The sequence below is a fragment of the Stenotrophomonas sp. genome (genome assembly GCF_059505245.1).
In genome coordinates, this window is sequence record NZ_JCACKF010000037.1 from 40550 (window position 1) to 55224 (window position 14675).

Genomic DNA, 14675 nt, shown 5'->3' on the forward strand with positions numbered 1-14675 from the left:
ACCTTGGTTGGCAGACGGCGAAGCGCCCACCAAGGTGGGCGACTACCGGTGTGCGATGGCCGCGGCCTACACCATTCCGCCGTTGGCGCGCAGCACCTGGCCGTTGATCCATCCGCCATCGGCACCTGCCAGGAACCCTACCGCGCCGGCGATGTCCTCCGGCGTACCCAGCCGCTCCAGGGGGTTCATCTTCGCCAACCGCTCGATCAGCTCGGGCGATTTTCCATCCAGGAACAGATCGGTGGCGGTCGGGCCCGGCGCCACGGCGTTCACGGTGATGTTGCGCCCGCGCAGCTCCTTGCTGAGGATTGCGCCCATCGTCTCCACCGCCGCCTTGCTGGCCGCATACACGCTGTAGTTCTCCAGCCGGATGCCGACCACGCTGGTGGACAGGGTGATCAGCCGGCCACCGTCGCGCACCCGTCGCGCGCTTTCGCGCAGCACGTTGAAGGCGCCCCTGAGGTTGATGCCGATCACCCGCTCGAACAGGGCGTCGTCGGTATCGGCCAGTGGTGCCAGCTGCAGCACCCCGGCGCTGTTGACCACCACGTCGATGCCGCCGAAACGGGCTTCGATGGCGTCGAACAGCTGGCGCACCGCCTGCGGATCGGACACATCGGCCTGCAGCGCGGTGGCCTGCGCGCCGGCGGCGTTGAGTTCGGCCGCCAAGGCTTCGGCGTCGTCGCGGCGGCCCGCATAGTTGATCGCGACCGCGTGGCCATCGGCGGCGAGCCGACGCGAGATGGCGGCACCGATGCCACGGGATCCGCCGGTGACCAGGGCGACAGAGCGGGCGGGGGAGAGGGTCATGGTGGCTTCCACGGGGACACGCCGAAGTGGCGCAGCGCCATCTTCGCGAAATCGCGCTTTCGGATAATCCTGCATAATCCGCCAACATCATCCGGATAGCCGAACAATGGACCGCTTCACGGCCATGCGCGCCTTCGTCCGTATCGTCGAGCGCCGCAGCTTCACCCGGGCCTCCGAGGACCTGGGCCTGCCGCGGGCCACGGTGACCGACGCGATCAAGGCGCTGGAACAGCGGCTGGGCGTGCGCCTGCTGCACCGGACCACGCGGCTGGTGGTGCCGACGCTGGAAGGCGAGGCCTTCTATGGTCGTTGCCTGCGCCTGATCGCCGACATGGACGACGCGGAGGCCGCCTTCCGTGACGCGCCGCCGCGCGGCCCCTTGCGCATTGAGGTGCATGGCACGCTGGGCCGGCACCTGCTGTTTCCCCACCTGCCGGGGTTCCTGCAGCGCTACCCGGAGATCGAACTGGAGGTCAGCGAAGGCGACCGCTATGTCGATCTGCTGCGCGAAGGCGTGGATGCGGCGCTGCGGGTGGGGACGCTGGCCGACAGCGATCTGGCGGCGCGCCGGTTGGCGATGCTGCGCGAGGTCACGGTGGCCGCGCCGGGCTACCTGCAGGCCAAGGGCGTGCCAGGCAGCATCGAGTCCCTACTGGGCGGCCATGAAATGGTGGGCTATCGCTCCAGCGCCACCGGCCAGCTGATTCCGCTGGAGTTTCAGCAGGGCGGGCAGGTGCTCTACGTGCCGCTGCCGGTGCGGGTGCGTGTGTCCGGTGCGGATGCGTTCCTCGGCGCCGCGCTGGCGGGCCTGGGCATCATCCAGGCTCCGCGCTACCGGATGGACCCGTATATCGCGCGCGGGCAGCTGGTGGAGCTGTTGCCGGACGCGCCGCCGACCCCAAGCCCGTTGAGCCTGGTCTACCCGCGCAACCGCACGCCGTCGCCACGCCTGCGGGTGTTCATCGACTGGGTGGCCGGGGTGTTCGAGCAGACCGGGGGGGCCGGCCAGCGGCCGGCACTACCGGAGCGGCACGCGAAGCTGTCCGACCCCAGGGGGTAGTGCTGACCGCTGGCCGGCAACCGCAATGCGCTTGATGTACCCCGGGGGGGCGGCCGGCGGCCGGCACTACCGGGCTGCGGCGCTCGGCAGCACCAACTCGAACACGGTGCCGGTGTCATCGGACGCAACACTCACGCTGCCGCCATGCGCCTGTGCAATCGCGCGGGTGATCGCCAGCCCCAGCCCCGCACCTTCGTGGCGGCCACGCTCGCCGCGGTAGAAACGATCGAACAGGCGCGGCAGCGCTTCGGCGGAAATCGGCGTGCCGACGTTGTGCACGCTGACCCTGCACACGCCATCGGCCTCGGCCAGCCGTACCCGCACCTCGCTGCTGGCAGTGGCGTGCTTCAACGCGTTCGACAGCAGGTTGGCGATCGCCCGGTGCAGCATCAAGCGGTTGCCTTCCACGCTCGCCACGCCTTCGCGATGCAGGGTCAACTGCCGGTCCTCAGCCAACAGCTCGTAGAACTCCAACAGTGAATCCACCACCCCATGCAGCGCCACCGGCTCGCGCGAAGGCAGCGCACCCGGCGCCTCGGCCTGCGCCAGGTACAGCAGGTCACCCACGGTCTGTGCCAGCTGCTGCAGTTCCTCGGCGCAGGACGCCAGCGTCTCGCGGTAGGCCTCGTTGCTGCGCGGGTGCGCCAGCACCACCTGAACCTGGGTGAGCATGTTGGTGATCGGGGTGCGCAGCTCGTGGGCGAGATCACCGGAGAACCCGGTCAGCCGCGCGAAGTCCTGCTGCAGGCGTGCCAGCATGCCGTTGAGGGTCTGCGCCAGCTGCTCCAGTTCGGCCGGTGCACTGCGCGCGCTCAGGCGCCGCTGCAGGCGCCCGGCGGTGATCTGCCGGGCTTCATCGGCCAACGTACGCAGCGGCCGCAGCGTGCGCCGCACCACGTAGCCACCGAGCAGGCTGCTGGTCACGGCGGCGCCGATGATCGCGATCGCCAGCAGATGGCGGAAGCGCTCCAGGAAGTCGGCGTGACGGTTGTCATCAATGGCCAGCAGGGTCACCAGCTGGCTGCCGTCGGCCAGCGTCTGGCGCAGGTGCAGGGCATGCATGCAGCGACCATCGGTGAGGATCCAGTCGTGCCGCCGTGGCGCGGCGTCGATGGGCTGGCTGCGTGCATGCTCGCGCAGCAGTGCCGGCGCAGTGGAGAACAGTACGGTTCCGCTCCCATCAACAATGTGGAAGGCGATATCCGGATGATGGCCGAGCGCCTCTGCCAACCGCGGTCCGCGCGCGGCGGCAGGCCCATTGTCAGCGAGGTCGCGGATCAACGCGACCTTGTTTTCCAGTTCGATGAAGTCCTGGGCAACAAGATCATGGCGGGCGCTGACATAGATCGCCACGCCCAATGCGGCCAGCACCAGCGTGGCCACGATGGCGAACAGCAGTGTCAGCCGTACCGCGATGGAACGACGCAGGCTCATCCGCTGTGCACGGCACCGTCGTCCGGCGCCTCCAGCACATAGCCCATGCCGCGCACGGTGACGATCAGCTTGGCATCGAAGTCATCGTCGATCTTCGCGCGCAGGCGGCGGATCGCCACGTCGATCACGTTGGTGTCGCTGTCGAAGTTCATGTCCCACACCTGCGAGGCGATCAGCGAGCGTGGCAGCACTTCGCCCTGGCGACGCGCCAGCAGCTCCAGCAGGGTGTATTCCTTCTGGCTGAGGGCGATGCGCTGGCCGCCGCGTTCGACCCGGCGGCGCAGGGTATCCACCACCAGGTCGGCGATGATGATGCGCTCGGCCTGCGGCTGTACCTGGCCGCGACGCAGCAGGGTGCGTACCCGCGCCAGCAGCTCGGCGAAGGCGAACGGCTTGGCCAGGTAGTCATCGGCGCCCAGTTCCAGGCCCTGCACGCGGTCGGCGATGCTGCTGCGCGCGGTCAGGAACAGCACCGGTGTCTGCCACCCTCCGGCGCGCAACCGCGACAGCACGTTCCAGCCATCCAGGCCGGGCAGCATCACATCGAGAATGATCAGTTGGTACTCGCCGCTGCCGGCCAGGTGCAGCCCGTCGACGCCGTTGCAGGCGAGATCGACCACGTAGCCGGCCTCGATCAGGCCCTGGCGCAGGTAGTTGCCGGTCTTGGGTTCGTCTTCGACGATCAGCAGTTTCATGATGCGCCCATCATCGCAGCTTGCACGTGGGCTGGCTGCGCAGGCTCACGCCAACGGGTCCAGCGTACCAAGCACCGCCACGCAGGCCAGCACCAGCACGGCCAGCACCGACTCGCAGGCCAGGCTGTGGCGCAGGGAACGCAGCGGCCGCGGTTGCCAGCCGTCGCGGATGGAGGTGGCCAAGGCCGGCACCAATCGCCAGCGATGCAGCGCCGCCAACCCCAGCATGCCGACCACCAGGGCCAGCTTGAGCAGCAGCCAGCGCCCATGTGCGGTGCCGGTCAGGGTCTGTATGGAACCGCCGAGATCGACATAGGTATAGGTGCCGGTCATCGCCAGCAGGGCGACGATGATCGTGCCGGGCAGGGCGAAGCTGTGGGCGGCCTGCCACAGCTCGCGGGTGCGTTCGCGCAGGCGCAGGCCCTGCGGACGCAGCGCCAGCTGCAGGATGGCGGCGATCGCGCCGACCCAGGCGCCGGCGGCCAGAAGGTGCACGATGCCGGCCAGCAGCCGCAAGGTGCCGCCGAACCCATCGCCCGCAGCGGCGTGGCCGTTCCAGGACAGGCTGGCGAGGGCCATTCCGGACAATGCGAGCAGGACCACGCGCCGCGGTCCACCCAGCGGCGTGGCGAATGCCAGCAGGGGCAGCATCGCCAGCACCGCCACGGTACGCAGCAGGCCGGCTTTACCCACCGGCGTACCGGTGAGGAACCAGTGCGCCGTTGCAGGGTCGATGTCGGCCGGCGCGATGCCGAGCACACCGGTCAAGCGGGTGATGGCATCGGTGGCCACCACGGCCAACGCGATCAGGGCGAGCGCCAGCGAGACGCCGCGCGGCAGCCCCGAACGGACGAACAGCATCCGCCCGAACAGCAGCATCAGCACCAGGTACAGTGCCAGCCGCAGCGCATACGGCGAGAGCTCGGCCACGACGGCAGCCTTACTTCACGGTGAAGCGGTAGCTGCCGGTGATCGGGTGGCTGTCCTGGCCCACCGCGCGCCACTGCAGTGCGTAGCTGCCTGCCGGCAAGGGCTTGGCGAAGCGTGCCCGCAGGGTGTGGCCATCTTCGGAGAGCTCCTGCGCAGTGGTGGGCATGGCCATCTTCATGCGGCCATGGTCCATGCTCAGTTCGATGCGGGTGGCACGCGGCATCACCTTCTCGCTGAACTGCAGCTCGATCTGGCTGGCCGGCGCCACGGTCGCGTCGGCGGCCGGCGTCGAGCGCACCAGGCTGGGATGGGCCAGGGCCAGCGGCGCAACCGCGAGGCCGGAGACGAGGACAACAAGGGCGGTGGAGCGGAGCAGGGGACGGGCCATGCGTGGGACACCTGTGGAAGACATGGCCCACAGGGTGGAGGGCAGCGCCTTTCGCTGCCCTGACCCCTGCATTACCGATCTGTAATGTTTCGTCCGCCGGCCGCTGGCCCGCATCACAGCGCGTGCAGCGGCCCCTGCATGCGATGGAAACTGCCATCGGTGGCGGTGAACCAGGCCAGCGAATGCCCGCCCGCGAAGTCATCGACATGCACGACCGTAGCGCCATCGGCTTCCTGCCACGAAATGGCATAGACCTCGTCGCTGATCCGCTGCCACTCACAGGCGGCTTCGCCCCGCGCACCGGCATAGGCGCCGGAGACGATGGCGTACTGCACGTGGCGGCCATCGGCGCTGTAGACATTGTCGGCGGCCAGGCCGTCATAGCTGACGCGGAAGCGGCGACCGGCGAACACGGGAAGGTCAGCGGCGGTGTTCATCGGATTGCCACCGGGTTGATGTTGACCTGGGTCGAACCGACGTACAGCGGCTGGCCGAGCACGAACAGGAATTCCCAGGCCTTGTCGCGCACCAGGGCACGGCTGTCGATCAGCTCCAGGTTGTAGATGCCACGCTTGGCCAGCATGTACTGGTTGATCGGGAACTCCTCGGCACCGTTCGGGTTCGGGTAGACCTCCGAGGCCCAGGTGTCGCCACCGAAGGCGACGATGCCCTGGTCGGCCAGCCACTTCGCCGCCTCCATGCCGATACCCGGTTCCACTTCCAGGAACTGTTTGTCGTCCTTGCCGATCAGTTCCAGCCAGCCGGTGTTGAACAGCACCACGTCGCCCTTGCGCAGGCGCAGCCCCTGCTTCTTCAGCACGGCCTGGATGTCGGCCGCGGTGAACTCGGTGCCGCCGGGCACGATCGCCTTGCCGTAGTACGTGGTCATGTCCAGCACGACGCCACGGGTGACCATCGGCGGCACCTTCTCGACGCCGAGCTTGCGCACCCCGTCCACGGTGACGAAGTCGGCGGCCTTGTTGCCGTTGTAGTAGACGTTGTCGATGCCGATATGGCCGATGCCGTTGAGCTGGGTGCCAACGCCGGTCCAGGCGTTCACCAGTTCATCGTTGAAGGTGAACCTGTTGGGGCCCAGCGACTTGCCAGCCTGCTGGCCGACCTGCACGTTGTACAGGCGGAAGCTGCGGTGGCGGAACGCGGGCAGGTTCTTGTCCACCGGCACCGCCAGCGGATAGGTCTTGCCGGTCCTGACCAGCGAGACCGCGTGCTTGACTACGTCGGCGGTCAGCAGGTTGGCCGCGCCAATCTCGTCGTTGGCGCCGTAGGCAGAGGGGTACCAGTCCTCGGCGGTGGCCCGGAAGGACATCGGCAGGGTGGCCAGCACTAGCGCGGCCAGGGTCTTCATCTTCATTGCAAAGCTCCGGTAACTGTCAGGCCGTCGCGGGGGCGGCAAGCGGGGCATGCGGCGCAGCGGCGCCGGCATGGGCCGGGAAGTGCGGCAGCACGTACTCGGCGATTTCGTGGAAGGTTTCGGCCAACGGCCGTTCGTTGCGGCGGAACTGCAGGCCGATGTGGTCGACACCGGCCGCCCGCATGGCGTGCAACTCGGCCAGCAGGGCGTTGCGGCCGCCGCGCAGGCCGAAGCGCCAGCGCTGCAGAGGAGCATCGGCATCGGCCACCAGGTCCAGGTGGATGAAGCTGGCATAGGGCTTGTTGCCGGCCACGGCGCGCCAGGCCGCCACGCGTTGTACACGGTCCTGCGGCGTGCCCGGGTAGGCCAGGCAGCCATCCATGTGCTGGCCGATCCACGCCGGTTGCTGCTGGGCCAGGCCTGCCACGAACAGCGGCAGGGCCGGGCCATCCGCGGGCAGCACGTCCAGGCCCTGCGGCAGGTGCGCGGCGGCGCCTTCGCGCAGCAGTGCGATGTGCTCGCGGAAGCGGCTGCCACGGCTGTCGAAGTCGCGGCCGAACAGCGGGTACTCCACCGGGCGGTCGCCACTGGCCACGCCCAGCAGCAGGCGGTCACCGCTCAGCCGCTGCACGCTGCGTGCCGACTTCAGGGTCAGCAACGGCTCGCGGATCGGCAGCACCACCGCGCCGGTACCCAGCAGGATGTGCTCGGTGATGCCGGCCAGGTAGCCGAGGTAACTGAACACCTCGAACACCTGTGCGGCATCGCCGAAGGCCGGGTCGTACACCGGCACGTCGCGTACCCACAGCGCACGGAAGCCAAGGCGGTCGGCCAACCGTGCCAGCTCCGCATGGCGCTGCAGGTCCGGTTCGCCGGGCAGGCGTCGCGCGGCGTGTCGTGCCTGTTCGCCCAGCGGCGTCCAGTCATTGTCCAGCGGTGCTTCGATGCCGATGCTGAAACCACCGGCCTGCAGCCGCGTCAACGCACTGCCCATGGCGAGGCTCCTCAGTCCCAGGCCGGGGCCAGGCCCGGCGGATCGACTTCGCGGCCGTTGCGGTCAAGCGCGGCGATCGCGGCCATGTCATCGGCATCCAGGTGCAGGTCCTGGGCAAGCAGGTTGCTGGCCAGGTTCTCGCGCTTGGTCGAGGACGGGATGACCGAGTAACCCCGCTGCAGCGCCCACGCCAGCGCGACCTGGGCGACGGTGGCCTGGTGCTTGTCGGCGATGGCGGCCAGCACCGGGTCCTTCAGCACCTTGCCGTAGGCCAGGGTCATGTAGGAGGTGACGGTGATGCCTTGTTCCTGCAGGAAGGCAGTCAGTGCCGGGTTCTGCAGGTAGGGGCTCAGTTCGATCTGGTTGGTGGCGATCTCGCCGGCGCCGACCACCTCGATGGCCTGCCGGGTCAGTTCGATGTTGAAGTTGGACACACCGATCTGACGGGTCAGGCCCAGCGATTTGGCTTCGGCCAGCGCGGTCATGTACTCGCGCAGTTCAACGCCATTGCCCGGCGCCGGCCAGTGGATCAGCAGCAGGTCGACGTACCCGGTGCGCAGCTTGGCCAGGCTGTCGCGCAGGCTCGGGATCAGCTTGTCGGCGGCGTAGTTGTCCACCCAGATCTTGGTGGTCAGGAACAGCTCGTCGCGCGGGACGCCGGATTCGGCGATGGCCTGGCCGACCTCGGCTTCGTTGCCGTAGATCTGCGCGGTATCGACCGCACGGTAGCCGACGTCGAGGGCGTTGCGCACCGAATCGATGACGGTCTGGCCGGTCAGGCGGAAGGTGCCGACGCCAAAGGAAGGAACGCTCATGATGGACTCCAGGGACTTCGTTGAGAGCCGGTGGGCTCGGGACAGGGCGAAGTGTGGGCGCTTTACATTTGTTGATTAAGCCGTGTATACGGGAAATGCTTTTGCGCCGAGGTAAAAAATGAAAACCACCCTGGATGAGCTGAAGGCCTTCGTGGCCGTGGTCGACAGCGGTTCGATCACTGCCGCGGCCGAAGAGCTGGAGCTCACCATCTCCGCCACCAGCCGCACCTTGGCGCGGCTGGAGGACAAGCTGCAGACCACGCTGCTGCGGCGGACCACGCGGCGGCTGGAGCTGACCGAGGAGGGAGCCGCATTCCTGGAGTACGCGCGCACGATCCTGGCCACGGTGGACGAGGCCGAGGAACAGATGGCCGCGCGGCGGCTGCAGCCGGTCGGGCGCCTGCGCGTAGACGCCGCCACGCCGTTCATGCTGCACGTCATCGTGCCGTTGCTGGAGGGCTTCCGCGAGCGCTACCCGCAGGTGGAGCTGGAGCTGAATTCCAATGAAGGCATCACCGACCTGATCGAGAAGCGCACCGACGTGGCGTTCCGCATTGGCGTGCTGCGCGATTCCACCCTGCATGCGCGGCCGATCGGCCACAGCCGCATCCGCGTGGTGGCCAGCCCCGAGTACCTGCGCCGGCATGGCACGCCCACGCGGGTGGAGCAGCTGCGCGAGCACGACCTGCTTGGCTTCACCCAGCCCAGTTCGTTGAACGAATGGCCGCTGCAGGATGCCGATGGCGGCCCTTTCGTGATTGAGCCGGCGATTGCTTCATCCAGTGGCGAGACACTGCGGCAGATGGCGGTGGCCGGGCTGGGCATCGCCTGCCTGTCCGACTTCCTGACCCGCCAGGACCGGCGTGATGGCCGCCTGGTGCAGCTGTTCGCGAAGCAGACGCAGGAGGTGCGCCAGCCGATCAACGCGGTGTACTACCGCAACACCGCGCTGGCCGCGCGCATCACCTGTTTCGTCGACCACGTGACGCAGACGCTCGGCCAGCGTCCGTTTGACGAATAAGGCGGCGTAGAGCCGGCCGCTGGCCGGCTGCCGGGTCTCTGGGGCTGCCGGCCAGCGGCCGGCACTACCAGCTGTGTATCACCTGATGCGTGGCCCATGCATGGAGGGGGTAGAGCCGGCCGCTGGCCGGCTGCCGGGATCCCGCAGCTGCCGGCCAGCGGCCGGCACTACCGGCGGTTGTGCAGCGCGCGCCGGTTGCCGATGTGCGCGCATGCCAGCAGCACGCCACCACCAGCTGTCGCCACGCCATGCCAGAGCAGCGATTCCTTCAGCGGCAGGTACAGCGAGGCCGACAGCAGCAGAATCGCGCCGGTGCAGGCCAGCTGCACAGGCCGCCAGCGCCCGTGCCGGTGCACCCCGGCCGAGGTACTCGCCAAGGCCAGCGACGAGGCCAGCAGCGCGAACAGCCATTCCCAGCGCGACATCATCAGCAGCAGTGTCATCGCGCCATGGCCGGGATGCTGGAACGAGCGCAGCGCCATCATCGCAGCCGGCACGAAGGCCAGCAGCAGGGGCAGGGCAATGCAGTGGGCGGCGCAGGCCAGGGACAGCCAGGCCCCGGCAAGATCGAAGCGGGGGTGCCAGCGTGCCGAAGTTGGCGGCTGGGCCAGGGCCCTTGCGGGCGTCGTGGGGATGTGGTCCATAATGTTACATAGTAACAATTGGAGCCTCCCCCATGAAGCGTTCTGCTGCTCTTTTCCTGCTGCTGGCTGCCAGTGCCGCGCAGGCCCATGACATCCGCCAGCACGCACCGCACGTGCACGGCCAGGCCACCGTCGATCTTGCGCTTGACCAGCAGACGCTGGAATTCGCCCTGCAGGCACCCGGCATCGGCATCCTTGATTACGAGCGACCGCCGGCCAATGCAGCCGAGCAGGCCGCGCTGACACGGGCTACGACAGTGCTGAAGGGCGGCAGCTGGGTCACCTTGCCCACCGCCGCGGGCTGCCGCCTTTCAGGCAACGATGCCAAGGCCGAGGGATTCGATGCGACGGCTGCCGCACCGCCATCAGGTGAGCACCGGCACGCGGGGTTCAGCGTAACGCTGCGGTACCAGTGCGCCAAGCCGGCCGAGTTGCGGGCCATCGTGGTGCGCTTGCCCGTGCTGTTCCCGGGCCTGCACGAAGTGATCGTCAACAGCGCCACCGCCCGAGGACAGAACCGCAGCGTGCTGACCCCGGACAACCTGCGCGTGGTGCTGGCACCGTGAGCATGCGACCGGTGATCGCGCTGGATGGCGTGCAGTTCGGCTATGGCCGGCGGCTGGTGCTGGACGTGCCGCGGTTGTGGATCGAGCAGGGCAGCAGCGTGCTGCTGCGCGGGATCAGTGGCGGTGGCAAGAGCACGTTGCTGGGCCTGCTGGCGGGCGTGCTGCTGCCTGGCAAGGGCCGCATCGAAGTCGCCGGCCACGCGCTGCAGGCGATGCGCGGTGCCGCGCGGGACCGCTTCCGCGCCGACCACCTGGGCGTGATCTTCCAGCAGTTCAACCTGCTGCCGTTTCTCAGCGTGCGCGACAACATCGCACTGGGCCTGCGCTTCTCGCGCCTGCGCAGTGCGCGCATCAGCGGGCCGTTGAATGCCGAGATCGCGCGACTGCTGCAGGCGCTGCAGCTGGACCCCGGGCTGATGCAGCGGCGCGCCAGCACGCTCAGCGTCGGCCAGCAACAACGCGTGGCGGCGGCACGCGCCCTGATCGGCCGCCCGTCGTTGCTGCTGGCCGATGAGCCGACCTCGGCGCTCGACCGGGAGGCGGCGACCGCCTTCCTGCACCTGATGTCCGCGCAGTGCCAGGCGGCCGGCACCACGGTGCTGGTGGTCAGCCATGACGACAGCCTGCAGCCGTTGTTCGACCGCACAATTTCACTGTCCGAGATCAACCAGGCAGGTGCCGACCATGCTTGAGCTTGCCTGGGCCAGCCTGCGCAGCCGCGCGTTGAGCGTGGGCCTGACCGTGCTGGTCATCACCCTCAGCGTGGTGCTGCTGCTGGGTGTCGAACGCGTACGCACGCAGGCGCACGAAGGTTTCGCCAGCACCGTATCGGGCACCGACCTGATTGTCGGTGCGCGTTCGGGACCGGTGAACCTGCTGCTGTACGCGGTGTTCCATATCGGTGACCCGACCAACAACGTGTCCTGGCAGTCCTACCAGGCGCTGTCCGCAATGCCGCAGGTGAAGTGGGCGGTGCCGCTGTCGCTGGGCGATTCCTGGCGCGGCTACCGGGTAGTGGGTACCACTGGCGGCTACTTTGAACACTATCGTTATGGTTCCGGTCACGCGCTGGCTTTTGCACAGGGGCGGCCCTTTGATGATCTGTATGACGCGGTGATCGGTGCGGAGGTGGCACGCGCGCAGAAGGTCGGCCTCGGCGACGAGATCGTGCTGGCGCACGGCACCGGCGCGGTCACGCTGGCCACGCATGCCGACAAGCCGTTCCGGGTCTCCGGCATCCTGCAGCGCACCGGCACGCCGGTGGATTCGTCGCTGCTGGTCTCGCTGCCGGCGATCGAGGCCATCCACGTCGACTGGCGCTCGGGCGTGCAGCTGCGCAGCCAGAGCGTCAGTGCCGAGCAGGCGCGCCACCTCGATCTGACCCCGACCAGCATCACCGCTTTCATGCTCGGCCTGAACTCCCGCATCGCCACCTTTTCGGTGCAGCGCAGGATCAACGAGTATCCCGAAGAGGCGATGCTGGCGATCCTGCCCGGGGTGACGCTGCAGCAGCTGTGGCAGTCGCTGGGCACGGCCGAGCGCGCCCTGCAGCTGATCAGCGCGATGGTGGTGCTGCTGGGCATGGTCTCGCTGGTGGCGTTGCTGGTCTCGACGCTGCAGCAGCGGCGGCGCGAGATGGCGATCCTGCGTGCGACCGGCGCGCGGCCGGGTTACATCGCCGGCCTGCTGGTAGTGGAAGCGGTGGCAACCAGTGCCGTGGCCTGCGTGCTGGCGTTGGGGCTGCTGGTGGCCGCCAGCATGGCCGGACGCGGCTGGGCCCTGGCCACGTTCGGCCTGTCCATCACCCATGTCTGGCCGGATGGCCGCGAGCTGGCCTGGGTGGCGGGTGTGTTGGCGATCAGCGCGGTGGCCGGACTGGTGCCGGCGTTGCTGGCCTACCGGCGCACCTTGGCCGATGGCCTGTCGCCGGGAGGCTGAGCATGCGCTGGATGCTGTCATTGCCGATGGTGCTGGCGCTGGCGCTGGTGCTGGCGCTGGCAGCCTGCGAGCGGCCGGTGGATACCGGTGTGCAGGCGTTGCCACCTTCGCCGGTTGTCGACCACGCTGGCGCTGTGGATGCGGCGGAGCAGGAACTGGACTGGTTGCAGATGATGCCCAAGGACGAGCTGGCCGCGCTGGAGCGCGGAGAGGGCCCGGAGGTGGAGCACAACGGCAACCGGCGCATGCCGCAGTTCGGCACGTTCCGTACCGTGGATACGGTGCTGCAGCGTCCGGTGCGCCTGCCCGGCTACGTGGTGCCGCTGGCCACTGCGCAGGACGGGCGCCTGACCGAATTCCTGTTCGTGCCGTACTACGGCGCCTGCATCCACGTACCACCGCCGCCACCGAACCAGATCGTGCACGTGGTGCTGCCGCGCCCGATCGCCATGCCGGACATGTACTCGCCGTTCTTCCTGGCCGGCACCCTGCGTGCCGAGCGGCTGGATGATGATCTGGCCGGTTCCGCCTACACCATGCGCGATGCCCAGCTGAGGCCCTATGAACCGTAGCGCTGTGTTGCTGCTTGGATGCGTCTGGTTGGCAGGCTGCACGTCATCGGGCGGTGATGCCGTGGTGGCCACGCCGCACGACAAGCCGTTGCCCTCCGCCGCGCCCGAAACGCCCATCGACCGCTGGGACGCGCTGCGGCCGGACGAAGTGACCTATCAGCGCCCGCCCCCACAGATCGGCTTGTCACGCAATGGCATGGATGGGGTGGGCGGCCTGATCGACGACACCGGCTCGGGCACGCCGCCGGGGCAGGAAATCGACCATTCCAGCCCCGACCGTGCCAAGCAGTTCGGCTCCTCGCGCGTGGTCGACGCTGTCGACGGTCGCGCGGTGGATCTGGATGGCTACGTGGTACCGCTGGGCACCAATGATGCCGGCCTGGTCGATGAGCTGCTGTTCGTGCCGTTCTACGGTGCGTGCATCCACGTGCCGCCGCCGCCACCGAACCAGATCATCCATGTGACCCTGGCCACGCCGATCGCGCTGGGCGATCTGTGGGACCCGTACCGGCTTGCCGGCCGCCTGCAGGTGAAGCGCTTCGATGCGGACATTGCCAGTGCGTCCTACGATGCCGCAGCGGCCACGCTGACGGCGATCCGCAACTGATGCGCCGGCGATGGCTCATGGCTGCCGGGATGCTGCTGGTCGCGGTGGTGCTGCTGGTGCGGTGGCAGCGGCAGCGCGCACCCACCGCGCCGCCGGCGGTCGCGTTCCCGGCGCCGGCGTCCGACGCCAGCCAGCGCATCGAACAGCGCCTGCGCGACGATCACGCGTTCCGCAACGACGTGCTGTTCCTGCTTGCGGCAACCGTGCGCGACCGCTGCCAGCCCGCGCAGGCGGGGCTGCTGGCGCGCATGGCCAATCGTGCATCGCTGCCGGTGCTGGCGGCAGTCAGCGCGGTGACCCAGCAGGAGCCATCGCTGGACCGGCCGATCTACCAGTACATCCAGCACCGCGCCGATGCGACGCAGTGCGGCCAGCCGTTGCAGATGCCGTTGGCCGCTGGGCGCAGCATGGCGGTGGACATCGAACAGTACGCGCGCACCTTCCCGGACAGCTACTTCGACCCGCAGCGCAGCAGTGAACCCCGGGATTTCGGTGGACGGTCGTTGCAGCAGCGCGCTGGCAACGCCTGCAACAGCGTGGTGTATTCGGTGTTGCCACTGGGTGGCACCGACTGGCGGTGCAGCAGCCTGCGCGCGAATGCCCGCGCGCGGGTGCGCGGCCTGTGCGAGGACGAGCTGCGGCGCCAGCACGGGGCAACGGGCGGGGAGCTGGACATGGCCGTGGGGCAGGGCATGCAGGCGGCGGTGGTAGCGGCGATTGCTGCGCTGCCGGAAGACTGCCGGTGATGATTCCGGACACCAGCCACGACCCGGCATGAGGGGCACGGCAACATGAACATTGGCCGGGCTCCAATCTGAACCGCTGTCGC

Annotated in this window: 18 protein-coding genes; 8 read left to right on the top strand and 10 right to left on the bottom strand. The window is 68.6% G+C overall.

All coding sequences use genetic code 11. The features are described from left to right. Positions 1-66 precede the first annotated feature (66 nt). The gene (locus AC5JLE_RS13520; protein WP_049406377.1) at positions 67-810 is read right to left on the bottom strand and encodes an SDR family oxidoreductase; all 744 of its coding nucleotides are present in this window, start codon (positions 808-810) and stop codon (positions 67-69) included. Between the two features lie 106 nt (positions 811-916). On the opposite strand from AC5JLE_RS13520, the gene AC5JLE_RS13525 reads away from it, so the two are divergent. Then, positions 917-1870 (top strand): LysR family transcriptional regulator, encoded by a 954-nt coding sequence (locus AC5JLE_RS13525; RefSeq protein ID WP_049406375.1) that lies wholly within the window; start codon positions 917-919, stop codon positions 1868-1870. A 66-nt stretch (positions 1871-1936) separates the two neighbouring features. Here the strand turns inward: AC5JLE_RS13525 and AC5JLE_RS13530 are convergent, their stop codons facing one another. From AC5JLE_RS13530 to dkgB, 8 genes are all read right to left on the bottom strand, one after another. Continuing rightward, the gene (locus AC5JLE_RS13530) at positions 1937-3304 is read right to left on the bottom strand and encodes a heavy metal sensor histidine kinase (protein WP_049406373.1); all 1368 of its coding nucleotides are present in this window, start codon (positions 3302-3304) and stop codon (positions 1937-1939) included. Continuing rightward, positions 3301-3999: a heavy metal response regulator transcription factor gene (locus tag AC5JLE_RS13535; protein ID WP_049406371.1), complete on the bottom strand. Its 699-nt coding sequence runs from the start codon at positions 3997-3999 to the stop codon at positions 3301-3303. The genes AC5JLE_RS13530 and AC5JLE_RS13535 overlap by 4 nt, the downstream gene beginning before the upstream one ends. A 45-nt stretch (positions 4000-4044) precedes the next feature. Then, entirely contained in the window at positions 4045-4929 is an 885-nt protein-coding gene (copD, locus tag AC5JLE_RS13540; protein ID WP_496065372.1) for a copper homeostasis membrane protein CopD, read from the bottom strand. 10 nt (positions 4930-4939) lie between these two features. After that, a complete protein-coding gene (gene copC, locus AC5JLE_RS13545) occupies positions 4940-5317 on the bottom strand; it encodes a copper homeostasis periplasmic binding protein CopC (RefSeq protein ID WP_069116614.1) in 378 nt (125 codons plus the stop codon). 113 nt (positions 5318-5430) lie between these two features. Further along, on the bottom strand, positions 5431-5754 hold the full coding sequence (locus AC5JLE_RS13550; RefSeq protein ID WP_262217384.1) for a MoaF-related domain-containing protein: 324 nt from the start codon (positions 5752-5754) through the stop codon (positions 5431-5433). Then, the gene (locus tag AC5JLE_RS13555; protein WP_496065373.1) at positions 5751-6689 is read right to left on the bottom strand and encodes a cyclase family protein; all 939 of its coding nucleotides are present in this window, start codon (positions 6687-6689) and stop codon (positions 5751-5753) included. The genes AC5JLE_RS13550 and AC5JLE_RS13555 overlap by 4 nt, the downstream gene beginning before the upstream one ends. Positions 6690-6708: 19 nt before the next feature. Further along, a complete protein-coding gene (locus AC5JLE_RS13560; protein ID WP_496065374.1) occupies positions 6709-7683 on the bottom strand; it encodes a TIGR03571 family LLM class oxidoreductase in 975 nt (324 codons plus the stop codon). An 11-nt stretch (positions 7684-7694) separates the two neighbouring features. Then, complete coding sequence (gene dkgB, locus AC5JLE_RS13565; protein WP_032962635.1) at positions 7695-8498, bottom strand: 2,5-didehydrogluconate reductase DkgB; 804 nt, start codon at positions 8496-8498, stop codon at positions 7695-7697. Positions 8499-8616: 118 nt separating this feature from the next. On the opposite strand from dkgB, the gene AC5JLE_RS13570 reads away from it, so the two are divergent. Beyond that, positions 8617-9519 carry a LysR family transcriptional regulator gene (locus AC5JLE_RS13570; RefSeq protein ID WP_032962637.1) on the top strand — a complete coding sequence of 301 codons (903 nt, stop codon included), beginning with the start codon at positions 8617-8619 and terminating at the stop codon, positions 9517-9519. Positions 9520-9686: 167 nt separating this feature from the next. Here the strand turns inward: AC5JLE_RS13570 and AC5JLE_RS13575 are convergent, their stop codons facing one another. Then, positions 9687-10163 carry a MerC domain-containing protein gene (locus tag AC5JLE_RS13575; protein ID WP_496065375.1) on the bottom strand — a complete coding sequence of 159 codons (477 nt, stop codon included), beginning with the start codon at positions 10161-10163 and terminating at the stop codon, positions 9687-9689. Between the two features lie 32 nt (positions 10164-10195). Between AC5JLE_RS13575 and AC5JLE_RS13580 the strand changes: the two genes are divergently transcribed. From AC5JLE_RS13580 to AC5JLE_RS13605, 6 genes are read left to right on the top strand one after another with little or no spacing between them, the layout of a single operon-like run. Then, positions 10196-10729 carry a ZrgA family zinc uptake protein gene (locus AC5JLE_RS13580; RefSeq protein ID WP_053495169.1) on the top strand — a complete coding sequence of 178 codons (534 nt, stop codon included), beginning with the start codon at positions 10196-10198 and terminating at the stop codon, positions 10727-10729. After that, positions 10726-11421: an ATP-binding cassette domain-containing protein gene (locus AC5JLE_RS13585; protein ID WP_262217381.1), complete on the top strand. Its 696-nt coding sequence runs from the start codon at positions 10726-10728 to the stop codon at positions 11419-11421. The genes AC5JLE_RS13580 and AC5JLE_RS13585 overlap by 4 nt, the downstream gene beginning before the upstream one ends. Then, the gene (locus tag AC5JLE_RS13590; RefSeq protein ID WP_401746968.1) at positions 11414-12667 is read left to right on the top strand and encodes an ABC transporter permease; all 1254 of its coding nucleotides are present in this window, start codon (positions 11414-11416) and stop codon (positions 12665-12667) included. The genes AC5JLE_RS13585 and AC5JLE_RS13590 overlap by 8 nt, the downstream gene beginning before the upstream one ends. A gap of 2 nt (positions 12668-12669) precedes the next feature. Next, positions 12670-13239 (top strand): DUF3299 domain-containing protein, encoded by a 570-nt coding sequence (locus tag AC5JLE_RS13595; protein WP_241883940.1) that lies wholly within the window; start codon positions 12670-12672, stop codon positions 13237-13239. Continuing rightward, on the top strand, positions 13229-13846 hold the full coding sequence (locus AC5JLE_RS13600; RefSeq protein WP_241883939.1) for a DUF3299 domain-containing protein: 618 nt from the start codon (positions 13229-13231) through the stop codon (positions 13844-13846). The genes AC5JLE_RS13595 and AC5JLE_RS13600 overlap by 11 nt, the downstream gene beginning before the upstream one ends. After that, positions 13846-14592 carry a hypothetical protein gene (locus AC5JLE_RS13605; protein WP_241883938.1) on the top strand — a complete coding sequence of 249 codons (747 nt, stop codon included), beginning with the start codon at positions 13846-13848 and terminating at the stop codon, positions 14590-14592. The genes AC5JLE_RS13600 and AC5JLE_RS13605 overlap by 1 nt, the downstream gene beginning before the upstream one ends. Positions 14593-14675: the final 83 nt, after the last annotated feature.